The following is a 24,282-nucleotide window of genomic DNA, read 5'->3' as shown; positions in this document are numbered from 1 at the left end:
AAAAACCCCTATATAATGGAATTACACCAAGATTTTACCTAAGGTCGCTTTAAAAATCTCGGCTTTAGGAGTTGAAGTTAATATGATGAGTAATATTGTCTTCGCTATGTTGATTGGTGGATTGGTTGGAATTGTAGGTCATGTGAGGAAAAAAGGTAAAATCATCAAACCTAGAAAAACCAAAAAGTTCATTTATTTGGGCTTTTTGGAGGAAGTTTTGATGGGAGCTTTAACAGCAGTTGTCCTTGTCATCTCTGCTGACACAGATTCTTTATTAAGAGTTGTCTTTATCTCCATTATGGCTGGTATTGGAGGGGACGTATTTTTAAAGGGATTAGATGTTATTCGTTCAGATCGGAAAGCTGTACCCCAGGAAGACTCAACACAAGAAAATTAAAAAAATGAGAATCCTCCTTCGAATGAAAGCAACAGGAAAGAGGATTCTCATTTTTTTTCTAAAAGAAGTGGGATAAATAAGTACCTTCTGTTATTAAAAAATTTCTTCTAAACATCCATCTCAAAATACTCCTTCGCCAATTCCCTAAACTGTTTTTCTTCAATCTCTTCCTTCATTACTTTTCCATCGTGCCATTTGGTAAACGATGTATCTGTTAATGTCAGGCTACCGCTGGTTGTTAGTCGAGTGATTAATGGGTTTTTGTTAAAAGAGGATAACGGGCTTTCGATTATTGTTTTTTGTACTTCATTCATTTCTGTTACATCCTTGACGGGTTGATGTGAGTGGAATGCGTATCCGATTCTCCAATCCGCGTCTTTATGTTTTAATTTCATTTCTAAAATATGGTCACCTTGCTCACTATCCGCTTTCTTAATCCGAAAATCTCCATTAAATGATGTAACAAGTTCGCCGGTTAAAGGAACTGGTTTTAATGGTAAATTTCCTCCGAAACCAGTGTCAACTACATATAATTGTTCGTTATGAGTTACAAGGATGATGACGTGTGTTCTCCCAATAGCAACATAATCTTGACTTGCGTTATCAAATACAGTCGCCTTTGCTAAGGTAGCATTAAAACCATTTTCAATTAAGAAATAATAAAGGATTGTGTTTAATTCGTAGCATAATCCACCTTCATTTTTTAGAAGAATTTTAGAGACTAAATTTTCCAAGGTGATATCTTTTCTATTGTTTGTTATTATACATAAATTTTCAAATGGGATGGCTGTGGCTGTTTTTTCTAGAATTTGGCTTAAATTTTCAAACGTAATGACTTCGTTTTCGGCGAATCCAATCCTTTGGCGAAATAGGGTGTTTAAATTACTCACTATAAAATCCCCCTTTAGATTTCTATTCATTTTATTATAGCATGGGCAGGATACCGCTGTGGATTGATTGGGTATTTTTGAAATGTGAGACGATGGGAGGGATTATTGAGTTTATATCGAATATTTGATTTGAATCTACTTAATAAATTAGGAGAAAAATAGATGCAAAAAAATATCATTAATATAACCCTTCGCGAGATCCAGATTCCAGAGGATTACGAGAAACTTGCGGAGCTTTTTAACTTAATTGAGCCTGGCAGTGCAACAGCACAATCGCTCGAGGATGAGGATCAGCATATCCCAGCAAAGTCGTATCTTTCAAAAAATGAAGAAGGACTGTTAATTGGTTTTGGCAGAACAAGAGTCATAGCAGAGAGTTCTAATGGTCAGATCATTGGGTATGGTTCTTCTTGGCGAGCACCTTGGGTTGAACCTGGTCAACTAGCAAGTATATTCTGTGTTCATCCGGGTTTTCGTAAACAAGGTGTGGGAGAGTTGATCTTAACCCATCTAGAGAAATGGGCAATCGGGCATCAGGAGTCTGTGCTTTTATCTGAGATAAAGGATTGGATTGATGACTCACTTTCATTTGTTCAAAAGCGTGGTTTTGCGTTAGATGCACATATTTTTGAATTAGTACTAGATTTAAAGAAATTTGATCTTAATAGTCTGTCTAAGACCTTAGATAATTTAATAGAGTCAGATATTCAATTTTTAACGTTAGCAGATGTACCTAAAGAAGAGTCAGAACAAAAGCTATATCAATTATGTGTAGAGACATCAAAAGACAATCCCGGCCAGGTTGGGAATCTTCCTCCTTTTTCGCAGTGGCGAATGGAATTCCTCCCAGAAGATTGTTCAAGGGATGAATGGGTGTTCCTTGCAATGGATGGGAAATCCATTATTGGAGTAACAACTTTATTTCAAACAGAAAAAACTGGTGTACTCTATACGAATTATATGGGAGTGAGTAGAAAATATCGGGGACGTGGAATTGCACGCGCCTTAAAGTTACTTTCGATTCATGCAGCAATGAAGTCTGGGGCACATACAATGACAACAGATTCAGAAGAAAATAACGCTCCTATGCAATTCATTAACAGAAGTTTAGGGTATGTTCAAGGTCTTGGCCACTATCGTATCTTAAAACAAATAACTCCTCTTATATAGATCAAGAGAATACCGAATATGCTTCAATTTATGATGAATATGGAGGGAATCCAAATAGACAAGCTTAGGATGCTATTATTCTTTTAAAAGAAGCATGATTAACACTTAAAAATTAATTTTATAGTTTTTATTACGAGGAGCTGGATTTTCATAGCTCCTTTTTAATTAGTGGAAATTCAATCATTTTACATCTAACTATAGAGGAAAATCGAAATACATGAATCGTGATTATTGTCGTGACAACTCACGTAAATTAATCACTTATTGATTAGTTGTGGGAACATCGTTAGGTTTTTCTATGGGAAAATAACCTAAAAATATATTACAAGCCACAGATTAACGTTATAGCCTAAAATGAATATTTTAATGTTGAGGTGATATAGGTGAGTAATACATTTTGGAATAGACTTTTTTGGGGTGACTCGGGAAAGGGAAATTCAAATGAAGGTATTCTCGAATTTCTTCATAGTCTAAGTCCAGGAATCCAAATACAACTGCAATATAGCTGTCTGCCACCTGAGGTAGGCACATTTCAAGGACTACAAAATGGGAATGTGATCCTTACAGACTTTGGAACATTCAAAGGTTTGGTTAGATTATCCCCTCATTGCATTAATGCAGTATCTCCGGCACCGATAACGAGAAAAAAATGTAAAAGGTAAAACCCTTAAGCTTTTTGTAGATCTAAAATGGTCAATATTAGGGTTACGACTGGTAGCTTACTATAAGATATTAAAAATAGGCTTTTAACTAGGGTGTTTTCCACTTTGAAACAATTTCCGCATTTGTCCACTATTGTATGCCTATGCCTGATACTACAAGTATTCATATGGTATAAGGATACTAGAAAAAAGGAGATGAATATTTATGGAGTATGGCGACTTTCAAGGAGTAAATGAGCTAGATGATCAAGATGACTGGAGTGTGGGCCAGATAGGCGGAAATAATAGTGCAATCATTCAGTTCTTAAGAACCTTAAGTCCTGGAATTCGAGTTGAACTTCAATACGATTGTCAACCACCTGCATCTGGAACGTTCCAAGGAATTGCAAATGGAAATGTTATATTAACTAATTATAATGGTTTTTCTGGTCTCGTTCGTATCGCACCTAGTAGAATTAATGCAGTGGCTCCATTTAGTTCTGGCCATTGTAAAGGGGCATACTAGGAATCTAATTTTGGAAAAGAGAAATCTATTGTTTGAATAAATAATAAATTGATATTAGGAGATGTTTAAATGGGTTTTGGATTCCGTGAAAATCGAAGAGATGATTGTGAAAACAAAATTGAACATAAAGGGGTGAACCATGGCGAAAACCGGAGCAATATTGGAAATAATTCAATAGTTAATTTTTTAAGGACCCTAAGTCCGGGAATCCAAGTAGAGCTTCAGTACGATTGCCAACCACCTGCTTGTGGAACATTTCAGGGGTTTGAACATGGGAATGTAATTCTTACAAACTTCAATGGATTTCCAGGATTAGTTCGAATTGCACCTAATCGAATTAATGCAGTAGCTCCATTTGGATGTGGGCATGGGCATCATTAAGGAAACAACGAAGAAATGATATAATTATACAAGGGGGGGTTCAGATGTTACATTTGGAAACTCCCTTATACAAACGCCTTTGCTAAAGTGGCATTAATGTCATTTTCACTTAAGAAAAAATAAAGGATTGTGTTTAATTCGTAGCATAATCACCTTCTAAGAAGCTAATGATTCTGGCTTCTTTTTTGTTTGGAAAAGGGCAAGAATCATATTGACAGGAAACATTTGCCAATATAATATATCATTATGATATATCAAAATGACACGTAGTGAGGGAACGGAATGTCATTAGATCACTTAATATTAGGTTTTATTAGTATGCGACCAGCAACAGGTTATGAAATAAAATCCGAATTTGAGCAAAAAGTTGGTTCGTTAGCATGGGGAAATATCTCTTATGGTAATTTGTATCCAAAGTTAAAAGATATGGTTCAGAAAGGCTGGCTCAGTCTTCAGGAAGAGACAGGAGGTAGAAATAAAAAGGTATACGATATAACTGGGACTGGATGGAAGGAGTTGGAGAGTTGGTTAGGGAGGACCCCTGAATATCCAGTCGGTCGAGATGAGTTATTGTTAAAAATGATCTTTTGGGGTATTAGCCGCCCGAATGACTCCCAAACATTAATTCAACACTTACGAGCTCGTGAAGTCCAAACTAGGGAACTGTTGGAAATTTGCACGGATTGGCGAGAGCATTATACTTGGGCAGACCAATATGGTGTGCTTGCGTTTGAATATGGAGAGCATCGATTAAAGGCTGAAATGCAGTGGATTCAAGCAACGATTGAAAAACTTTCAACTTCTTCATTGAAAGAGGGAGTGGATAAATGGAATCTAGCTAGAAGCCAACAAGAAAGACGAAGCAAAGCACAAATAGGGAGGGAAGAAAATGAGTAGTTCTTCGATGTTTGCACCATTGAAAATAAAAAGCTATCGAAACTTGTTTTTTGGTCAAATTTTTTCCGATTTTGGTGGATTTTTGGATTTTATTGCTCTAAATATACTTATTATCTATACATGGGGGCATGGTCCTGCTTACACTGCAGCATTACTGGTTATTTACTCTATACCTATGGTATTGATCGGGCCGTTCACAGCAGTTTGGGTTGACCGACTCCCCAAAAAAATGGTCATGGTAGTTAGTGATTTAATGAGAGTGTTCATTGCTATTTCTTTAATTTGGGCACCAAATGTCTATATTTTATTCGTGCTTGTTTTCTTAAAATCAATATTTGGTGCCAGCTTTGACCCAGCGCGCCAATCAATGATTCGTCATACTGTACCAGAGGAATACTTATTACAAGCTAGTTCTCTCAGCCAAATCCTCATGAATTCTGTTAAAATTATTGCCCCAGCTCTAGGAAGTGCCTTAATGTTAATTACCGAGGTAAGAACATTATTTATGATTGAGGCTGCAGCTTTTGCCTTATCTGCATTGTTTATTTCAAAGCTACCAAGTTTAAAAAAGGAAAGGGAAACGCAAAAAAGCAGTTTTGTTTCTGAATTTAAAGCAGGACTCTCCTATATTCGATCGAACAGATTATTGTTTTTCGCCATTATCTTCTTAAGTACTGGGATGTTCACGATCTTTCTTTACGAAGCTCTATTTACTCCGTGGGCAAAGAGTATGGGTTTTTTAAAATCAGAATTGGGCTATATTATGACCGCCAATGGGTTAGGAGCGGTAATTGGAGCGCTTTTCGTTGGAAAATGGACTTTTTGGAAAAATAGTCCACTCCATCTTATGCTCTATTCGGGTATCATAAGTGGAGTGTTCGTCACATTATTTGGACTAGGAAGTTTAGAAATCTTATCTTTACCTAAATTGGCCTGGATTACGGTGTTTTTTATCATTGGTTGTACAGCAGCAGGGGCATATGTTCCGTTTGGCTATATTTTGCAAAAAGAAACATCTTCTGACTTTATGGGGCGTGTTTCGGGTGCATCGAACTCATTGATCAATCTTGCTATGTTAATTGGTCCTGTCTTTGGCGGATTTTTAGCAACATGGCTGGGCGCCAGCTTCGTCTTTATTGGAGCGGGTCTCTTGTTAAGTGTGTATGCGTCGATTGTATTGCTTTTTATTCATAAAATTTTAGTTCCTCAACGAATGGAAGGTGTAAAGGAGTTTGTCTAGAATATAAGAAATTATTAAAATATATTTCTGGAAAAAATCCACTTTAGAGGCGATAATTGTCTAGTAATAAATATGATGCGATTTCTAAGGGGGAAGCTCGTTGCGTTATGATTTAACGAGAAGATATGATATTGATTGGCTTAGAATCATTGGGATTTGTATGTTGTTTCCTTTCCATTCTGCGAGAGTGTTTGATCATTGGGACCCATTTTATGTAAAGAGTGATATGTTGAGCTGGGGCCTAAGTTGGTTTATTTCTTTGACTAATTTATGGTTTATGCCATTATTATTTTGGCTAGCAGGATCAGCTAGTTGGTACGCACTTCGTTCTAGATCCAATCAGCAGTATGTGAAAGATCGGTTTGATCGATTGTTTATTCCACTTATTTTTGGCCTATTAATTATTGTTCCGCCGCAAGGATATTTTGCTAGATTAGACCACAGCGGGGAAGGTCAAGGATCTTATTTTACGTTCTTAAAATCTTTTTTCACTGATTTTAGTGATTTATCGGGATACTTTGGTACATTTACACCAGCGCACTTATGGTTCATTCTCTATTTATTTGTTCTTTCACTTATTGCCTTACCTGTCTTTACGTTTGTGAAAAGAAAGCTGGCTAGGACAAATTTTCATAAGATTCTAAGCCACCCACTTGTTTTTATTCTATGTTTCTTTATTTTGGTTTTCACACAAGTCTTGCCAGCGCCAGGCGGTCAAAATCCATTTTTCTATCTAACTTTTTTAATCATGGGATTTGTAACAAGCAGTGACCAAAGATATCAAGAAATGTTTAATTGTATACGATTGAAAGCTTTCGTTTTATTATGTGCTTTCGTACCACTATGGATATTCTTGATTCAGAATAATCAAGATGCCACTCGTTTTTCTACAGTTGATATTTTAACTACGATGGTAAGAATGCTAAATGTTTGGCTAAGTCTAATTGTTATTCTTGGTTACGGACATAAGTTTTTAAATTTCCATCATAAATGGTTACCGTATTTAAATGAAGCGGCTTTTCCTGTTTATATTATTCATCAAACCGTATTAGTCATTGTAAGCTATTATGTGCTTATGATGAACATGGGAATGGTTGCAAAATTCATCTGCATCATGCTGCTAACGTTTGTGTTATCCATATTAATCTATGAGTTTGTTATAAAAAGAACGAAGGTTACTAGATGGATGTTTGGTGTGAAAATGAAAAATATGAAACAGAGAACAGAAGCAATAAGAAAAAGTGGATGATGCTCGCATCATCCACTTTTTCTTATTTACTAGAGGTTAACTTTATAAATTCCTCAGCATCCTTCACAGATAAGGAGATTCCTTTTTCCCAGAATGATTCCTGTGTAATATCTTCTCCTAAATGCTTCATTGCTAAATCTTCTACAGACATGATGGCTGTATCACGAAGTAAAGCCATATATTTTTCTTCAAATCCTTGACCTTCTTCTAACGCTTTTGCATAAATGCTTAGGGAGAACAAATAGCCAAACGTATATGGGAAGTTATAAAAAGGTACATACGTAATATAGAAATGCAAGGTGTTTGCCCAGCTGTGCGGATCAAATGAACCTAGTGCTCCAATGTATGCCTCTTCTTGTGCTTGCACCATTAATTCATTTAGTCTAGCAGCAGATACCATGCCTTTTTTGCGTTCTTCATAGAATCGTGTTTCAAATAGGAATCGGAAATGAATGCCCATGAAGAATGTCATGCTGCGCTTAACTTTTTCTTCTAATAGATATATTTTTTCTTCGTCTGTTGCGGCTTCTTTTACAGCGGCATCGAATACAATCATTTCTGCAAAAGTAGATGCGGTTTCAGCGACATTCATTGCATATTGACGATTGAGTCCATCAACAGGTCTTAATGCATACGAATGGAAGGCGTGACCCAATTCATGGGCAAGTGTAGCCATATTTCCAATTGTACCACTATAGGTCATAAAAATTCTCGATTGCTCCGATTGAGGTAGACTTGTACAAAATCCACCAACTCTTTTATTCGGACGATCTTCTGCTTCGATCCAGCCTTCCTCAAAAGCTTTTCGTGCAAAGGTTTCTAGCTCTGGGCCGAATTGACCGAAATGCTTTAAAATAAATTGAGCTGCATCCTGATAAGGCATTTTTTGTGTGCTCTTTGACACAGGTGCCTGCATATCGTGCCATTCCATCTTTTCTTTTCCTAGTAGCTTTGCCTTTTGGTTTAAGTATTCAACAAATGGCTGCTTATGCTTATTAATCGCACCCCACATAGCATCCAAGGTTTCCTGTTTCATACGGTTGTATTGAAGAGGTTCCTGTAATACTTGCTCCCAGCCTCGCTTTTTATATACTTGTAATCGGAATCCTGCGAGATGGTTTAGAATATTGGCGAATAGATCTTCTTTTTCTAACCATGCCTCTTCTAGTGCAGCATAAGATTCCTTACGAATCGTTTCATCAGGATTAGAGCGTAAATTATTTGCTTGACCTACTGATAATTCTTTCTCTTCGCCATCGAGATTGACCTTTACCTTCATTCCGCCAACAATGGAGTTGTATAATTGCCCCCATGATTCATACCCATCTGTAGTTAACGCTGTAATGAGGCTTTCCTCTTCTTCCGATAACTTTTGTTTTGCTTGGTTACGCCATTCATTTAAAATAAATTCAAATTTTGCTAGTTCATCCGTTTCAAGTAACCCTTGCCAAACGGTATCTTCTGTTTTCGTTAATAGTTTTTGAACCTTTTGCATAGATGTTTTAAAACGAGCGTTAATGGAGGAAACTTCTCCTTGGAGTAATGACGCTTTTTTATCTGTCGTATTTTGAGCAAGTAGACAACCAATGAATGAATTAGCCTGACCAATACTTGTTCGAATGCGATTGATCTCATCCATGATTTTAGCAAGATTAGTTGACTCTGTAATGGCTTGTGGAACTTGAAATTGTTTTACCTTTTCTTCAAAACTTATCAATTCGGGAATGATTGAATCTAAATGGTTTCGTAGTTGAGGTGATTCACTGCCACCTGGGAAAAATACATCTAAATCCCAGACTTCTGGATACATTGTTTTCGTCATCATGATTTCCCCTTTTTATATATTTCAAAAATTTCTGAATACAGTATGAAGTATAGCACAATTGTAATTGAAATGGTTTTATTAGGTACTATTTGAAGGAAATCAGTGATGAACCTTGAATTTTAATAAAAGAATGACAAATAAGAATGAGGAGGGATGGTATGTTTTCTATAATTGCCTTTTCCGCTTTGTTTATCGCAATTGTTTCCACGAGTTTAGCTATCAAAGGGAATCACCGACTTTACTGGCTTGCTGCGATAGGAATATATATTTTTAGTTGCATAGCTGGGTTCTCCATCGGACAACTGACAGTTAGTTTAACCTTTGTACTCTTAGCCCTGGCAATTGGTCATAGTTTTCATTTGGTAAGAAGAAAATGGCATAACGCAATTTGCGTTGGACTCGGTTTATTAGTTGGAGTGATTATGATTCTTTTTGTAGATGATTATTGGTTGTTTTTCCCTTTAACGTTTTTCATCTGACAATACTTGGTTATGTAGGAGTCTTTTAGGCTTCTATTTTTTTGTGAAAAAATATGGGGGGAATGGAAAAAATGTTGACAATTTATGTAATCAAAAGTAATATAACTAACGAGTATATGAATATTGATAATATAACTAAAGATAATATGGAGGGTTGAAAGATGAATTTACAAGATGTAATTCTTGGCTTTCTATGTGAAAAACCAATGACAGGCTATGAAATTAAACAGCAAATGGAGAATTCGGTTGGATTTTTCCTTGATGCTTCATTTGGTGGGATATACCCAGCATTGAGAAAATTAGAGAAGGAAGGCTTCGTGGATAAGCAAATCATTCCACAGGAAGGAAAGCCTAACAAAAATTTATTTGTCATTACAGAAAGTGGAAAGGAAGTATTTCAGGACTATTTAAATAGCCCGTTAAACCCTACAACAATTAAGTCTGATATTTTAACTCGTCTGTTCTTTGCCCAGTTTACCTCGAAGGAAAATATAATAGACTGGCTTAAAGATGAAAGGGATCGCAATGAAATGAAACTTAAACAGTATGAAATGATTGATCAACAACATGAATTAGAAAAATTTCAAAGGTTCACTCTTAATTACGGAATACGTATTTCTGAAATGATTATTTCCCTTATTAATGAAGAACTTCAAAAATTGGAAGGTGAGTTGTGATGAAACAAGAAGGAGGATTAAAAGTTCTATTATTAACATGTATCGGAATATTTATTTGTATGCTTGATTCAACCATTATGAATATTACCTTACCCGCGATTCAGGATGACTTATCTACTTCATTAGAAACGAGCTCTTGGATGTTAAATATTTACACGATGACAATAGCAGTATTAGCCATTCCAATGGCCAGGTTTGCTGAAATGTTCGGTAGGAATAAGTTTTATATTCTTGGGCTTTTCATTTTTGGAGTAGGTTCGGCATTATGTGGTTTAGCCACTAGTGGAGATTTTTTAATTGCTGCTAGATTTATTCAAAGTATTGGTGCATCAATCTTAATACCTTGTAGTATGATTATTGGAATTGCCGCCATGCCAATTGAAAAAAGGGTACTCCCATTAACTTTATTAGGGGCTACACAAGGGTTGGCTACTGCAATGGGTCCTTCTGTAGGAGGGTTGATTACAGAGAAACTGAGTTGGCATTGGGTGTTTTATGTAAATGTACCGATCTGCTTACTTGCCATTTTCGCTTGTGGATTTGTTCTAGTGTTAAAGAATGAAGCACGAATTAGATCAAGCATTGATTGGTTTGGACTTGTGTTTTCCGTTTTAGCTATTTTTTCAATGAATTTAGTTTTAATTAAGGGCAATAGCTGGGGATGGAAGAGTGGCTCTGCGATTTTATGTTTCGTTATCTTTGTTGTAGCGGTTCTGTTATTCATATTTACAGAATCAAAAGTCAAGAATCCTATGGTTAATTTAAACCTTTTTAAGGATCGAGTCTTTACTGGTTCCGTGATCACTGTTTCAACAGGATTTATCTTCTTTATAGGGGTAATGGTGTTATTGCCACAATTTTTAACGATGTTTCAGCATAAAACAGAATTGGAAGCCGCATTATTAATCACTCCAGCATCCGCAGCCATCTTTGTCTTTGCTAATTTTGCAGGCCTCCTTGCTAAAAAAGTCGGCTTTACCATACCAGTCATCCTTGGTTTTGGAATAATGAGTATCGCTTACTTCTTACTACGTGAGATAGACATCCAAAGTACTTCCTTAGAAATCATCATTATATGCGCATTACTTGGATTAGGTTTTAGCTTTATCATCTCTGCTTCAACCATTGCAAGTACTTCTTCATTTGAAGGAGAAATGTTGACAGCTTCACAAAGCGTTTTTTCTATGATCAGGCAGGTTGGTGTAGTTTTGGCTGTTGCTATTTTTATTGCTGGATTAACAAACAATATAGATGCTAAAAAACAACAGGTCACTCACTATGCGGAGGATCAAATCACTAAATTAGATATACCTGATGAGACAAAAGAACTTGTTTTATTGAAAACAAAAGATGTGATGAAAAATTCAACGACTAAATCAACAGCTGCCAGTTCAATTCTAGTTACTGAAGCAGAGCGAAAACAAATAATCGATCAAAATGTACAAAAGGCGCTGGTATCGATTCCTGAAGGACAGAGAAACCAAGCTCTATCGATGGTTCAACAAAAAGTTGAAAAGCAAGTGGATGAGGAAATAGCTAAAAATAGTTCATTAGTACAAAATTATTCGAAGAATGTATCAACATACGCGGAATCGACCATTTCATCTAGTTTTGCAGATTTATATAAAAAGAGTATTCCTTTTGTTTTATTGTGTAGTTTGACAGGGATTGTTTTTATAAAAAGAAAAAGGGGAATGGTTCCAACAATTAAACAAGAAATAGCAAATTAGGAGTTTGTATGTGAAAAAAGGAGGAAGAGATAAAAAGTGATTCAGTATTAAGAACATAAACAGTAGACGAGTTCACATTTATTAAATGCATAAGCCGATCATTTAGCACACAAAAACGCTCGGACAGTTCCAAGCGTTTTAGTTTTTTTAACTTCCTGATTGCATTTTATAGTTCCTGAAGAGCATTCCATTTGATTTTACCATTCCAAACTTTTCATAGTAGGGAACTAAGTCATCATCACAACATAAATCAATCATATATATGTCACTAAGTTCTTCTAACATCAGCCTAACTAATTCCTTACCTATACCTAAATTTTTGTATTCTGGTAAAACTTCAAGCAATGGAATGTAGGCAGATAGAACCCCGTCACTAATTGCAGTAATAAATCCAACTATTTGATTAGTATTTTCATCTAATGCAAAAATCACTTTACTACTGTTTATTAATAGTTTTAAGTGAGTTTGTGGATTTGGTTGATTAGGCCAATCAACAAAAAAGCCATTTAACATATCAGAGGAAATACCATCAATAGAATTTTTATATATCATAATGTATCAACTCCTAATTTAATTATTATTTATTAGGTAAATGACACATCTCAAAAGTAAAGTAACAAAACAGTGAACCTCCAAACATTTTTTTGGATACTATACTATATTCTATTTAAAAACAAAAAAACCTTTTTTCTAACTTTTTGGGGGATAATGAATAACTATGATAAAGTCTTTTTGTACCCAATTTGTTGTGAAGCACATCCCCTCTCGAGGTGGAGGGGAATTTTTAATTCTTTTCGAAGCAAAAGGTTATTGATATGATATTAGTTAGCAATCTATTCGAGGAGTGACACAATGAGCGTACATAAAGCATTAGAAAAGCATGCACAAAATCAAAATATTATGTATAAAAAATTTTTAGAGTTAGACCAAAAGCGAGAAAGTTATATTGAAGAAGTAATTGAATTATGTAAACAAGGAAAAACATTTTCAACGGAAAAAATAAATGAAATGACGGAATTAATCAATCAAATGAATATGAGAATTGTCCCGACGAGAAAATATGTGACAGTTGAAATGGTTCAGGAGTATGTAAAGTCGAAAGAGTTAAGCGAAGAATGACCGCCGTGGTTAGGTGGTCATTTTTTCGTGGGTATTGAGTTTACTGAATCGTTCTCTGAGTCCGATAGGCTTGAAAATTTGTCCGATAGAATTGTGAACTTGTCCGATAGACGCCCAATTGGTCCGATTGAACTCTAATCTAGTCCGATAGGAACCCTCAACTTTCGATAGATTGGAAATTTATTCAAAAGGAACATTGATTTGACCGATAAATCAACTTTTGGAAGAAATTACTTTCGTTTTAAGGCTACAATCTCTTTTCTGCCCACTCCAAACCCCGATCAATCGCATATGAAATAGTGTAGGCATGTATAGAGGAAAAGGAGGTAAGGCTGTATGTATCATTATCGGAACAATTATCAAGTGGGTGATCAAAGATTTTTTGGTATAGGCTTTGGATTACCATTCATAGGTGGATTATTAGGAGGTTTACTAGGTACCTCATTATTTGCTCGTCCATATCCTATCCCGTATCCAGTATTCGGTTACCCAGGAGTGGGTTATCCGGGCATGGGCTATCCTGGAATAGGCTACCCAGGAATGGGAATGGGTTACCCGAGTATGGGCTATCCGGGAGTAGGCCCACCAGGGATGGTTTTTCCGGGAGCACAATTCCCAGGAGCACAATTTCCTGGGGCACAATTTCCAACTGCTCAGTCTTCAGGAATGGGCTTTCAAAGAATTTCATAGGTTATCCCTCATGAATGGAAAGATTATTGTTAAAATATAACTAAAATGAGGAGCGAAACTAATCGAGGTTTCGCTTTTCTTTTTTGGGAAAAGGAGGATTATTCAAGTGTTCTGGTAAATAAGATAATCAATTGATTAAAGTGGTATTCCGTGATAGGAAACTGAGAGGAGAGATCCCTTTAATTGAAAATCAATCATTGCAACTTAAGCAAAATTCTATAAACCTGTATCCCTTACAAGTAAAGGAGAAGATGAAATTGAGCAATAATCCTTCATTAGTACATGCATTAAAACAAACAAAATATCAATTATCAGGACATGGATTCAGAAACATCCATATTTTGAAAGAGGCATTAGAAGATATGGATGGACAGCAAGAAAGTGATATTTATGGAAATGGAAAGATAATTGAAGACTTTCAAGATAAGATGGCTACGTATTTGGGCAAAGAAGCAGCCGTATTTTTCCCAAGCGGAACGATGGCACAACAAATTGCATTAAGAGTATGGTGCGACCAGAAGGGGATTAAGAAAGTGGCGTATCATCCATTATGTCATTTAGAAATACATGAAGAGGACGGCTTAAGAGAATTGCATCACATCACTCCCATTTTACTAGCAGATAAAGACAAAGTGATTCAATTAGAAGATGTAATAGGATTGAAGGAAGATATATCATGCTTATTATTGGAATTACCACAAAGGGAAATAGGTGGGAAACTCCCAGATTATGAGACTCTAGAGGCAATTTCGATTTATTGTCGTAATAATGGAATCAGGTTACATTTAGATGGGGCCCGACTGTATGAAATTCTTCCATATTATAAAAAGACAGCTGCAGAAATTTGTGAACTATTTGATAGTGTTTATGTTTCTTTTTACAAAGGGATTGGCGGTGTGGCTGGAGCTATTCTTGCAGGGGATAAATTTTTTACAGAAGAATCAAAGGTATGGAAAAGGCGACATGGCGGGGATTTAATAAGCCTTTATCCTTATATAACCAGTGCTGATTATTATTTTAATCAAAGAGTACATAAAATGGAGCAATATTATGAGGCAGCAAAAGAACTTGCTAAGTTTTTTAACAAATGCTATGCTGTTTCAACCTTGCCTTTAGAACCTGTTTCAAATATGTTTCACGTGCATTTCGATGTTTCAAAGGAAATACTTTCATCTGTTTTAGTAGAAATATATGAAGAAACAGGGATTGGAATAACAGGTAATCTGAAAGAGACAAGTGAAAACGGATGTTATTCTGAAATAAGCATTGGTGATCTATACGCAAATATTCCTAAAGAAGAGTTAAGAAACGTATTTCAAATACTAGACGAGAAAATACGTATGATTAAATGATTCGAAGTCGAATGAAGTTGCCTTTAATAGATAAAATACTAAATATTGGAGTGATCAAATGAGTAAAACTAAGGCAAAAAGCGGTACAGGAAGAGGGACTGACAAAAAAGGATGGAATCGTTGGCAAGCTAAAGCGAAAAAAGCAAAGAGTGCTAAACCTTATGTAAGTAAAGGCGTTAAAAAAGCGAAAAGTGAAAACAACACTTAAAATGGTTTCCTCCTTTTTCTAAAACTTGGGTTTTGGACAGGCTAATGATAAAATATTGATAGGAATATTTTAACTATGAAAGTGGAGGAGAGAAAAAATGGCTATAGATGTTTATCTTAACTTTAATGGGAATTGTCGCGAAGCAGTAGAATTTTATGCAGAGGTATTCGGTACAGAGAAACCTCAGATTATGACATTTGGTGAAACACCACAATCTCCTGATTATCCTCTTCCAGAAGCAGCAAAAAATTTAGTCATGCATACAAGACTTAATATCGATGGAAGCAGAGTGATGTTTTCTGATGTATTTCCAGGTATGCCTTTTGTTGAAGGAAATAATATAAGCCTGTCAATCGTAAATAATAACATGGATATGATTAAATCTTCATTTGAAAAGCTAAAAGAAGGCGGCACTGTAAGAATGGAACTGCAAGAAACTTTCTGGAGCAAATGCTATGGCAGTTTAACAGATAAGTTCGGCATTGAATGGCAATTTAACTATGAGAACGGTGAATCAGTGATGTAGTTTTATAAAGATATGGAACCTTTCTTTTAAATGAAAACGTTCCATATCTTTTTTTAGTTGTCCAGCGCAAGCGTTCTAGCCTCGACGTACAGGATGTACTAATGTCGACAATGCGATAGGATGTCGCCGTCTTTGTCGACCTCGAGGTCAAATGGCGCCCCAAAGATGAGGTTAAAGAGCAAACCTCCTCTATGGGACAGCATATGCTTGTCGGGGCTGATCAAGGCGCCACGCGCTTTTCTTAGTTCCCCTAACATACTAGACAAGAATAATTTCGCAAAAATGTGTAAAATGGAAAATAAAAAGATAAAAGTAGAGGAGATATTGGTTATGGGAGTAGAAGAGGGATTTGTAAAGGTAAGTGACGGAAACGTATGGTATCGCAAGGTTGTAAGCGAAGAAAATCTTACTCCACTGTTAATTTTACATGGGGGACCAGGTTTTTCATCTCTTCCATTGCATAGATTGGATAAACTTGCGGACAAGCGAACTGTGATTTATTATGATCAGCTAGGTGCTGGTTATTCGAAAGGACCTAATGATCCATCATTATGGCGATTAGAACGATTTGTAGAGGAATTAGGGCAAGTACGAAAGGAATTGGGGTTAGAGGAAGTTCATATTTTAGGTCATTCTTGGGGGACGACTTTGCTTGCTTCTTATCTTCTTACGAAACCAATCGGCGTGAAAAGTGCTATTTTTTCAAGCCCGTGCTTAAGTGCACCTCTTTGGGCTCAAGATGCTAAAAAATTATTAGAACAGTTACCAGCAGAAATTCACGAGGTTATTTTAAGATGTGAAGAGAACGGCGAAACGGATTCAGAAGAATATAAATTAGCTATGAAAGAATTCTCTAAAAGATTTATATGCCGAGTAGAAGTGAATCCTGAGGAAAGAGCTAAAGTTTCCGAGCTTGGAAATCTTGAAGTTTATAACACAATGTGGGGTCCTTCAGAGTTTTGTGTAACAGGAAACTTGAAGGATTTCGATTGCACACCAAGACTGCATGAGATCAAAACACCTTCATTATTCCTTTGCGGACGTTATGATGAAGCTACCCCTGAATCAACTAGTTATTTTAGTAGTCTAGTACCAAATTCAAAGCTGCATATTTTTGAGGAAAGTGCACATTCAGGATATCGTGAGCAACCTGAGGAATACGTACAGGTATTACAAGAGTTTATTAATTGTAATGATTGAAATGACTAAATAATTTAGTCTACTAAAAGTGTTAGGTATCATATGAGACAAAACCTCATGTGGATCCTAACACTTTTTCGGGTTTAATCTCGTAAATGTAACATTTTTTCCAAAAGAAGTTTGATTTGATCTCCTTGAATGAGATTTTGATTTATCCAATCAAGTTCCTCTGAAACGAGTAGGCAAATAAGATAAACTGCCTGTTGGTGATGATATGGAGTCACATGCTCAAAAATCTTATTCATTTGAACAACAATATGCTTGGGTAAGGATTGTTCTACTGTTTTTAAACCTAATTGAGCTCGGTCCGGCGCATATCTGTATAAAAGGGCTCTTGCAAAATGATACATTACATTCGTTAGCATACGAACAGACCATATATCATTTCCTCTTGCGGCGGCTTTTTTATATTGAAAAAGAAACCAAGCCACGTCACTTACATCATCCCTAAATTCCATTTTAGAAAGTGTAAGTCCTTGTGAATCTATAAAGCTATTTAATAATTGGTATGGATCATATAGAACTTTGATGTAATCCTTTTCTGTAAAGGATTCCTTTGTAACGGTAAATAAATCGATATGCAGAAAGTTATCGAATACCGCAATAATCTGCGGAGCAATAATATGTATTTCATCATGAAATATAATTGGACGATAGGCTTGCAAATGCTTTAAACGTTTAGATAAAAATAGTTCTTCGTCCACCTTATCAACAAGGCAATATAAGTCAACATCAGAATGCTCGTCATGTTCATTTCTTCCCATAGATCCTTTTAGAAAAATTGCTTGAACTTTTGGATCTTCCTTTAAACTATTCGCTATTTTTTCAACCGCCGATTCTTGTGGTAACATATCGATACCTCCTCGTATATGATTGCGAAAAGCTGATTGAGTATATTATACTATCGACGATTGGATGGTGGGAGAGAATATGACTTTCATATTTTTGTGTATGCTGACAGGAGCCTTAATTATTGGATGGGTGAAGAAATATGTCCTTCGAATAAAAGAACCTACCGCAGAAGAACTGTGGGTTGAATTGGATGAACAGGATTGGTACAAAACGCTGTTGAAAAAGGGAGAAATAGAAGAATTTATTTTACTGTCTAAACGAGATGGATTACTAAGTGATCCCCATTATGTTCGAAATATCATTGATAAAGAAGGACATCGAGAAGGTTTTATTAACTATATTAATGAAAAGATTAAATAACGAAAGGAAGTATAGAAATGACCATTGAAAAATTTCAAAAGCTTCATAAATCTGTACAAAAATTAGAGACCGTGCTGCAAGAGGTCTGGAGTTCTATTGATGAGATTGAACAGGATAAGGAATTTAAGACACTAAAGAGCAGTGTGAAAAAGCAAAAGACGGATAGAAATTTGGCTGAACTTAACGAAAAGTTGGTTGAATTTGAAAACATGGTGGAACAAATACCCGAAGACGGGGGAGTGGCAATTGATTTTGAAGATGCAATATTGGAGTTGATTGAATGGCTGAAGGAAAAAAAATAAAGGAAAAAGGTGTTTTGATGCAAAAGATCATTGTGATTGGTGCAGGAATATTAGGAGCATCCACTGCCTATCACCTTGCAAAAGCAGGGGTAGAAGTTATACTGGTGGATCGACACGATACAGGTCAGGCTACGGATGCTGCTGCAGGGATCGTTTGTCCATGGCTATCGCAACGACGGAACAAAGCATGGTATCAATTAGTTAAAGGCGGAGCACGTTATTACCCGACTTTAATCAAACTATTGGAAGCTGACGGTGAAACAGAAACAGGGTATAAACGAGTTGGCGCCCTTAGTTTGCATTCAGACGAAAGCAAACTAGAAAAAATGGCCGAGCGGGCTCGATTACGCCGTGAGGATGCACCTGAAATTGGTGAAATAACGATCCTATCACCTAAAGAGACAAAGGAACTTTTTCCTCCTTTAGGTGAAGAATATGGATCTGTTTTTATTAGTGGTGGAGCAAGAGTAAATGGCAGGGCACTTCGGAATGCTCTAGTAAATGCTGCAGTAAAGAATGGAGCGCAACTATTAGAAGGAGATGCGAGGCTCGTACATAAGAATAATGAAATAATTGGTGTCCAATTGGATGGAAGAATATTAGAAGCCGATTGTGTCATCGTTACTGCTGGTGCTTGGGCGAAAGATTTATTGAAGCCATTAGGAGTAGATTTTTTAGTTACCCCACAAAAGGCTCAAATTGTACACCTTGAAATGCCAAACGAGGATACTGGAGCGTGGCCAGTAGTAATACCACCGAATGATCAGTATATTCTTACCTTTGAAGACGGACGAGTAGTGGTTGGGGCTACTCATGAGGATGAGGCTGGATTTGATCACAGGGTAACTGCAGGTGGGATCAGTGAAGTACTGGGCAAAGCCTTGCAGGTTGCTCCAGGTTTAACCAATGGCGAGATTCTCGAAACAAGAGTAGGCTTTCGACCATTTACACCAGGTTTTCTTCCTATTATCGGTTCGTTTCCTCAGTATGAGGGACTATTTATCTCGAATGGTTTAGGCGCTTCTGGTCTAACAAGCGGTCCTTATCTTGGCTCGGAATTAGCGAAGCTTGTACTAGGGAAAGAAACGGAAATTGATCTTGGAAACTATGATGTGGCTGGGGCAATTGGCAAGAAGTAAGGATTGGTTAATAAGTGTGCTTTCCGTTGATAAACTAGTTTCATTAATAAGAAAAATTTAGTAGCATTTTTTCTTGCCAACAAAAGGAAGTTGAATTATAATTTTATTGACCGGTGTTCAATAAAGGTAAGGGTGATAAATTTGACTCCTAGAAAATCAACTCAAAATGAGTTAACAAAGGCTGTAATCCTTGATGCGGCCCGTGACCTATTTGCATCTGAAGGCTATGCATCTCTTTCGATGAGAAAGATAGCCAACGTTCTAAAATGTAGTCATGGTGCAATATATTATCATTTTAAAAATAAAGCAGAGCTCTTTTACGAAATCATTTCAACTGACTTTGAAAAGCTAGATCAAGAGCTTTATGATGTCATGAACGATGATCAATCCGAAAAGGATGAGAAGTTGTTCAATGTATTATATAGATATATTAAGTTTGGTTTAACCAATCAGAATCATTACGAAGTCATGTTTCTTCTAAGAGACGATGATGTGAAAAGCTATCTTCAAGAAGGACCGAATAAAAGTTTACAGCTTTTTGGTGAAACGGTTGGTTCATTAGTATCTAAGCGGCTTACATCGAAGGATGTTTATTCATTGTTTTTAAGTCTTCATGGGTTTGTGACTCATTTTTGCCGAACAGAAACAACCTTTGAAGATATAGAAGATCTTGCTAGAGCGCATGTACTATTTTTGATAAAAGCATTGCAATAACGCGTTAAAGCACTGGGGGTCTGACCCCCGATGCGTTAATGCGTTAAAGAAGTGGCAGGTTTGTCATTTCTTTTTATTTATTTTAATTTGAACAGTGGTCAATAAAATGAAAATGGAGATGAAATAGATGAAAAAAGCTTTAGTATTAGGTGCCTCAGGTGGTATGGGTTATTCATTAGTTGAAGAGTTAGTAAGTAGAAACATAGAAACGATAGCTTTTGCTCGCACTAAGGGTAAATTAGAGAAATATGAGAAAGAGTGGGGACCGCTAGCGAAAATAATGGTAGGTGATGTCTTGAATCATGCTCAATTAAAAGAAGCGATTTCAAAGGTTGATGTGGTTTTTCACGCTATAAGTATTCCCTATCAAAATTGGGATCCTAGTCTTTTTAACATTCTATCTCTTATCCTTCAAGAATGTAAATTGCAGAAAAAATCCCTTATTTATGTCGACAATATTTATGCATATGGCGTCCAGCGACAAAAAGTAAATGAATTGACAACGAAGAATCCACATACGAAAAAGGGAAAAATTCGCTTAAACCTTCAACAGCAAATTGAAAATTCCGGAGTCCCATATGTGATTGCACATTTTCCAGACTTTTATGGACCAAAAGCTGAAAACACTGCACTTCAATACACTTTTGAACAAATTGTAAAGAAGAACTCTGGAGGATTCGTAGGAAATCCAAATCTTCAAAGAGAGTTTATTTATATAAAGGACGCAGCGAAAGCTCTTGTAGAGTTATCTTTACATGATGATGCATATGGTGAAATTTGGACTATTCCAGGAGCAGGCACAATCTCAGGGAAAGAAATAGGAGAAATTGCTTCTAAATACTTATCAAAAGAGATTAAATTAAACCAGGTTCACAACTGGATGATTAAAGCACTTGGAATCTTTAATCCCTTTATGAGGGAATATTACGAAATGTTATATTTAAATGAAAATCCTGTTATTTTAGACGGGACAAAGTACGAAAATAGAATTGGGGCACTACCTAAAACACCATTTACAATAGGAATTAGAAATAATTTAGAAGAGATTGCTAAGCAATGGTTAGTAAAAAAATAAGGTGGAGCAAGTGTAGGCACCAAATGGAAGTTGATCTTGCGGTTCCTAACACTTGACTCTTTTATAATGTTTTCAATTAAGACTGTACTGATCTGCTTGTAGTTGATATCTCTTTTTTGAAGAATAAAGACTTGGGCTGTAATGTTCAAGGAAGGTTGGAGAAAATGGATGATCATCATTTTTAGTGCCTGAAAATGAAGGACGGCGGGTCCTTAAAGGTATCCCGCCATCTAAAAAATTACCTCATGTTTAAACGTTTAATACGCTCATCTAAATCAGGGTGGGTTGAAAATAATAATGATTTTCCTTTACCACTAATTTTTAATGTGGCGATTGAAGCCTGTTCGTCGCCACGAATACGATTGGAATATGCTTTTAACATTTGTAATGCATGGGTCATTTTATCCTTCCCTGCTAAGTCGGCACCACCGCGGTCCGCATGATATTCGCGATGTCTTGAGTAAGCAAGAACGACAATACTTCCTAAGATCGAGAAGACAATTTGGAAGACGAGGACGGCAATAAAATGAACGATTGGAGCCAGTTCTTCTTTAACAAAACGTGAAGCAACCCAAGCAGCAATTCGAGCAAGGAAAACAACAAATGTGTTTACGACACCTTGTAATAAGGTCATTGTCACCATGTCACCATTGGCAATATGCGCGACTTCATGAGCGATAACTCCTTCAATCGCATCATCATCCATTTCATGAAGTAAGCCAGTTGAAACAGCGACTAGTGATCTCTTTTTCGAAGGGCCAGTCGCAAAAGCATTTACTTCAGGAGAATCATAGATTCCCACTTCGGGCATGTTCATTAATCCAGCTGCTCTTGAAAGACGATGAACTTTTTCGACAATTTCCCTTTCAAAAGAATTTAAATCAGCATCGGGCTTTAAAACGTGAACATTCATCATTCTTTTCGCCATCCAGCGTGACATTGCTAGGGAAATGAATGATCCTGAAAAACCAATCACGGCACTGAAAACTAATAAGGAAGCAAAATTAATGTTGCCACCTTCTATATAGTTTCCGCCACCAATAAGGGAAAATATAATACTAATTGTTGCTAAAACTAATACGTTGGTTAAAAGAAAATAAAAGATTCGTTTACCCATCATCTCACCCTTTATATTGTATTTTGTGGTCATTTGAACTTGTCTGATGATTAAATTATATAATTTTGTCCTGTGAATATCAATTATTAATTTTTCCCTATGAAGGCATTGACTACTTAATAGGAAAGAATTAGGATGAAGGAAATAAGATTTGTTATTTCAGGGGTTGTTTTCGTTGGAAATGTTCCAGCTTTCTAGAAAAAATATGGCTGAGTTCTTATTTTCCTTAAAAGGAGTGGAGAACCAAACGCCGTTAGCTTGCTTACAAAAGGCATGGGCACGTTCACATAGTAAAGAATTGAGAGACGGGAAATCCCTGTCAGCTTTTATAGAAACCAAGATGCCACCTATTTTTGAAAAGTTGATTAAAGGGAAGAGCCATACGATAGGGTTATCCATAAATGAAATTGTTTCATTAGGAAACCAAATTGAGTTTGCGAATTTGTCGTCAAGTGCTGTGCAAAATTGGGTGAAAAGAGATGTAAAAGAACTAATTGGATCTCCAAGATTAGGCAAGAAATACACTGTAGAGCAGGCGGCGACCTTATTTATTGTCGAGGATCTAAAAGCCTCACTAGATTTTGACTCGATTCGGAAGGTATTGGCTCTTATTTTCAATAATCCGGATGATCATTCCGATGATGTCATTGATCCGCTCGATTTTTATCTTGCATACGCAACAATTTTTGAAAAAATCCATCATGAAAACAATTTGAAGAAGCAAGAAGTAGGGGATTGTCCTTTCCATTTACAAATGGAGAAATACATTAATAATGAAGCATGTTTTCTTTTACAAGTCTTCAAGCACTTGAATGAAAAACAAAAGGAAATTGTAATGAATGTATTAGTTATGGCTTCCTTGACTGTGTTATCGGCATATTATCAAACCTTAACAAGAAATTATATGAACGCTACTTTATTTTTACAGGGACTCTAAATGGTTAGTTACTACAAATGACAAATGCCCATTTGTAGTAACTAACCTATTTTTTATATTGCAGATAGTCAAAATTGGATGTAGGGACTTGTTTGATTTTATTTCCGTTTTCATCACTGTATATTTCATATTCACGGTATGTTTCTAATATATAACCATCAACCTTTTCTTGTTTTTCAAAGATCCATTCTAATGTGGGAGTTTGAGAGCCTATTATTTTGTCCTCTGTCTGACCATCAACTGTTTCTGTTTCTGAGTCCTCTGGGTAATGTATGACAGATCTAAGTTCATCAGTAAGAGAGACTGTGGTTGAATCTAAATACATAACAGCTCCTAAAGAGGTTAATACGCCAATTACTGCAATTAGTTTCTTCATGGAAATGACTCCTTGTCTATTCAATCTATATTGATATGTATGCATTTCCATAAGAATTATTACTTAACTGTTATTATCTCCTTTGTAAATAGAGGATGAATTTTGCTACAAAATGGTCGAATTCGGACATGTATAAAGAGTAGATGTTAGGCTCTTGTTTTTGGGAGACGAAGGTTGTAGCTGTAAATACATCAATGAACTGGCTTTCTCACA

At 36.2% G+C, this 24,282-nt stretch carries 28 protein-coding genes; 22 read left to right on the top strand and 6 right to left on the bottom strand.

Annotated features, from left to right (window positions below; genetic code table 11):
* The first annotated feature begins 82 nt into the window (after positions 1 to 82).
* A complete protein-coding gene (locus ACFSO7_RS13135; protein WP_377877781.1) occupies positions 83 to 397 on the top strand; it encodes a DUF4257 domain-containing protein in 315 nt (104 codons plus the stop codon).
* A gap of 107 nt (positions 398 to 504) precedes the next feature.
* Here the strand turns inward: ACFSO7_RS13135 and ACFSO7_RS13130 are convergent, their stop codons facing one another.
* Positions 505 to 1,287, bottom strand: a complete 783-nt coding sequence (locus ACFSO7_RS13130; RefSeq protein WP_377877780.1) for an arylamine N-acetyltransferase family protein — start codon at positions 1,285 to 1,287, stop codon at positions 505 to 507.
* 162 nt (positions 1,288 to 1,449) lie between these two features.
* On the opposite strand from ACFSO7_RS13130, the gene ACFSO7_RS13125 reads away from it, so the two are divergent.
* From ACFSO7_RS13125 to ACFSO7_RS13100, 6 genes are all read left to right on the top strand, one after another.
* The gene (locus tag ACFSO7_RS13125; protein WP_377877779.1) at positions 1,450 to 2,457 is read left to right on the top strand and encodes a GNAT family N-acetyltransferase; all 1,008 of its coding nucleotides are present in this window, start codon (positions 1,450 to 1,452) and stop codon (positions 2,455 to 2,457) included.
* An 867-nt stretch (positions 2,458 to 3,324) separates the two neighbouring features.
* The gene (locus tag ACFSO7_RS13120; RefSeq protein ID WP_377877778.1) at positions 3,325 to 3,624 is read left to right on the top strand and encodes a hypothetical protein; all 300 of its coding nucleotides are present in this window, start codon (positions 3,325 to 3,327) and stop codon (positions 3,622 to 3,624) included.
* A gap of 69 nt (positions 3,625 to 3,693) precedes the next feature.
* Positions 3,694 to 4,005, top strand: coding sequence for a hypothetical protein (locus tag ACFSO7_RS13115; protein ID WP_377877777.1), 312 nt, complete (start codon positions 3,694 to 3,696; stop codon positions 4,003 to 4,005).
* 282 nt (positions 4,006 to 4,287) lie between these two features.
* Positions 4,288 to 4,902, top strand: coding sequence for a PadR family transcriptional regulator (locus tag ACFSO7_RS13110; RefSeq protein WP_377877776.1), 615 nt, complete (start codon positions 4,288 to 4,290; stop codon positions 4,900 to 4,902).
* The gene (locus tag ACFSO7_RS13105; protein ID WP_377877775.1) at positions 4,895 to 6,142 is read left to right on the top strand and encodes an MFS transporter; all 1,248 of its coding nucleotides are present in this window, start codon (positions 4,895 to 4,897) and stop codon (positions 6,140 to 6,142) included. The genes ACFSO7_RS13110 and ACFSO7_RS13105 overlap by 8 nt, the downstream gene beginning before the upstream one ends.
* A gap of 100 nt (positions 6,143 to 6,242) precedes the next feature.
* Positions 6,243 to 7,391, top strand: coding sequence for an acyltransferase family protein (locus ACFSO7_RS13100; RefSeq protein ID WP_377877774.1), 1,149 nt, complete (start codon positions 6,243 to 6,245; stop codon positions 7,389 to 7,391).
* A 22-nt stretch (positions 7,392 to 7,413) separates the two neighbouring features.
* Here ACFSO7_RS13100 and ACFSO7_RS13095 read toward each other — a convergent pair whose 3' ends face one another.
* Positions 7,414 to 9,213, bottom strand: a complete 1,800-nt coding sequence (locus tag ACFSO7_RS13095; RefSeq protein WP_377877773.1) for a M3 family oligoendopeptidase — start codon at positions 9,211 to 9,213, stop codon at positions 7,414 to 7,416.
* 161 nt (positions 9,214 to 9,374) lie between these two features.
* Between ACFSO7_RS13095 and ACFSO7_RS13090 the strand changes: the two genes are divergently transcribed.
* From ACFSO7_RS13090 to ACFSO7_RS13080, 3 genes are all read left to right on the top strand, one after another.
* The gene (locus tag ACFSO7_RS13090; RefSeq protein ID WP_377877772.1) at positions 9,375 to 9,695 is read left to right on the top strand and encodes a hypothetical protein; all 321 of its coding nucleotides are present in this window, start codon (positions 9,375 to 9,377) and stop codon (positions 9,693 to 9,695) included.
* Positions 9,696 to 9,856: 161 nt separating this feature from the next.
* A complete protein-coding gene (locus ACFSO7_RS13085; protein ID WP_377877771.1) occupies positions 9,857 to 10,372 on the top strand; it encodes a PadR family transcriptional regulator in 516 nt (171 codons plus the stop codon).
* Positions 10,372 to 12,102, top strand: a complete 1,731-nt coding sequence (locus tag ACFSO7_RS13080) for an MFS transporter (RefSeq protein WP_377877770.1) — start codon at positions 10,372 to 10,374, stop codon at positions 12,100 to 12,102. The genes ACFSO7_RS13085 and ACFSO7_RS13080 overlap by 1 nt, the downstream gene beginning before the upstream one ends.
* A gap of 147 nt (positions 12,103 to 12,249) precedes the next feature.
* Here ACFSO7_RS13080 and ACFSO7_RS13075 read toward each other — a convergent pair whose 3' ends face one another.
* Positions 12,250 to 12,654 (bottom strand): GNAT family N-acetyltransferase, encoded by a 405-nt coding sequence (locus tag ACFSO7_RS13075; RefSeq protein WP_377877769.1) that lies wholly within the window; start codon positions 12,652 to 12,654, stop codon positions 12,250 to 12,252.
* Positions 12,655 to 12,954: 300 nt separating this feature from the next.
* Here ACFSO7_RS13075 and ACFSO7_RS13070 point away from each other — a divergent pair, with 300 nt between their 5' ends.
* The 6 genes from ACFSO7_RS13070 to ACFSO7_RS13045 all read left to right on the top strand — a co-directional run bounded on the left by ACFSO7_RS13070 (position 12,955) and on the right by ACFSO7_RS13045 (position 17,197).
* Positions 12,955 to 13,221, top strand: a complete 267-nt coding sequence (locus ACFSO7_RS13070; protein WP_377877768.1) for a DUF2533 family protein — start codon at positions 12,955 to 12,957, stop codon at positions 13,219 to 13,221.
* A 336-nt stretch (positions 13,222 to 13,557) separates the two neighbouring features.
* Positions 13,558 to 13,911 (top strand): hypothetical protein, encoded by a 354-nt coding sequence (locus ACFSO7_RS13065; RefSeq protein ID WP_377877767.1) that lies wholly within the window; start codon positions 13,558 to 13,560, stop codon positions 13,909 to 13,911.
* A gap of 257 nt (positions 13,912 to 14,168) precedes the next feature.
* The gene (locus ACFSO7_RS13060) at positions 14,169 to 15,263 is read left to right on the top strand and encodes a threonine aldolase family protein (protein WP_377877766.1); all 1,095 of its coding nucleotides are present in this window, start codon (positions 14,169 to 14,171) and stop codon (positions 15,261 to 15,263) included.
* A 58-nt stretch (positions 15,264 to 15,321) separates the two neighbouring features.
* Positions 15,322 to 15,471 (top strand): DUF3934 domain-containing protein, encoded by a 150-nt coding sequence (locus ACFSO7_RS13055; RefSeq protein ID WP_377877765.1) that lies wholly within the window; start codon positions 15,322 to 15,324, stop codon positions 15,469 to 15,471.
* A gap of 97 nt (positions 15,472 to 15,568) precedes the next feature.
* Entirely contained in the window at positions 15,569 to 15,997 is a 429-nt protein-coding gene (locus ACFSO7_RS13050) for a VOC family protein (RefSeq protein WP_377877764.1), read from the top strand.
* 330 nt (positions 15,998 to 16,327) lie between these two features.
* Positions 16,328 to 17,197 (top strand): proline iminopeptidase-family hydrolase, encoded by an 870-nt coding sequence (locus tag ACFSO7_RS13045; RefSeq protein ID WP_377877763.1) that lies wholly within the window; start codon positions 16,328 to 16,330, stop codon positions 17,195 to 17,197.
* A gap of 83 nt (positions 17,198 to 17,280) precedes the next feature.
* On the opposite strand, the gene ACFSO7_RS13040 is transcribed toward ACFSO7_RS13045, so the two are convergent.
* A complete protein-coding gene (locus tag ACFSO7_RS13040; protein WP_377877762.1) occupies positions 17,281 to 18,048 on the bottom strand; it encodes a nucleotidyltransferase domain-containing protein in 768 nt (255 codons plus the stop codon).
* Between the two features lie 79 nt (positions 18,049 to 18,127).
* Here ACFSO7_RS13040 and ACFSO7_RS13035 point away from each other — a divergent pair, with 79 nt between their 5' ends.
* From ACFSO7_RS13035 to ACFSO7_RS13015, 5 genes are all read left to right on the top strand, one after another.
* Positions 18,128 to 18,409 carry a hypothetical protein gene (locus ACFSO7_RS13035; protein WP_377877761.1) on the top strand — a complete coding sequence of 94 codons (282 nt, stop codon included), beginning with the start codon at positions 18,128 to 18,130 and terminating at the stop codon, positions 18,407 to 18,409.
* Between the two features lie 17 nt (positions 18,410 to 18,426).
* Positions 18,427 to 18,711 (top strand): hypothetical protein, encoded by a 285-nt coding sequence (locus ACFSO7_RS13030; protein ID WP_377877760.1) that lies wholly within the window; start codon positions 18,427 to 18,429, stop codon positions 18,709 to 18,711.
* 17 nt (positions 18,712 to 18,728) lie between these two features.
* Positions 18,729 to 19,850 (top strand): NAD(P)/FAD-dependent oxidoreductase, encoded by a 1,122-nt coding sequence (locus tag ACFSO7_RS13025; RefSeq protein WP_377878008.1) that lies wholly within the window; start codon positions 18,729 to 18,731, stop codon positions 19,848 to 19,850.
* 132 nt (positions 19,851 to 19,982) lie between these two features.
* Positions 19,983 to 20,564, top strand: a complete 582-nt coding sequence (locus ACFSO7_RS13020; protein ID WP_377877759.1) for a TetR/AcrR family transcriptional regulator — start codon at positions 19,983 to 19,985, stop codon at positions 20,562 to 20,564.
* A 127-nt stretch (positions 20,565 to 20,691) separates the two neighbouring features.
* Positions 20,692 to 21,639 (top strand): SDR family NAD(P)-dependent oxidoreductase, encoded by a 948-nt coding sequence (locus tag ACFSO7_RS13015; RefSeq protein WP_377877758.1) that lies wholly within the window; start codon positions 20,692 to 20,694, stop codon positions 21,637 to 21,639.
* 238 nt (positions 21,640 to 21,877) lie between these two features.
* Here the strand turns inward: ACFSO7_RS13015 and htpX are convergent, their stop codons facing one another.
* A complete protein-coding gene (gene htpX / locus ACFSO7_RS13010; RefSeq protein WP_377877757.1) occupies positions 21,878 to 22,756 on the bottom strand; it encodes a protease HtpX in 879 nt (292 codons plus the stop codon).
* A 181-nt stretch (positions 22,757 to 22,937) separates the two neighbouring features.
* On the opposite strand from htpX, the gene ACFSO7_RS13005 reads away from it, so the two are divergent.
* On the top strand, positions 22,938 to 23,693 hold the full coding sequence (locus ACFSO7_RS13005; RefSeq protein WP_377878007.1) for a DUF1836 domain-containing protein: 756 nt from the start codon (positions 22,938 to 22,940) through the stop codon (positions 23,691 to 23,693).
* Positions 23,694 to 23,739: 46 nt separating this feature from the next.
* On the opposite strand, the gene ACFSO7_RS13000 is transcribed toward ACFSO7_RS13005, so the two are convergent.
* Entirely contained in the window at positions 23,740 to 24,069 is a 330-nt protein-coding gene (locus tag ACFSO7_RS13000) for a hypothetical protein (RefSeq protein WP_377877756.1), read from the bottom strand.
* Between the last annotated feature and the right edge of the window lie 213 nt (positions 24,070 to 24,282).

The sequence above is a fragment of the Bacillus sp. CGMCC 1.16607 genome (assembly GCF_042683745.1).
Classification (GTDB): domain Bacteria; phylum Bacillota; class Bacilli; order Bacillales; family Cytobacillaceae; genus Pseudoneobacillus.
Note: the sequence above shows the minus strand (reverse complement) of the source record. Positions and strands in the feature narration are given on the sequence as shown.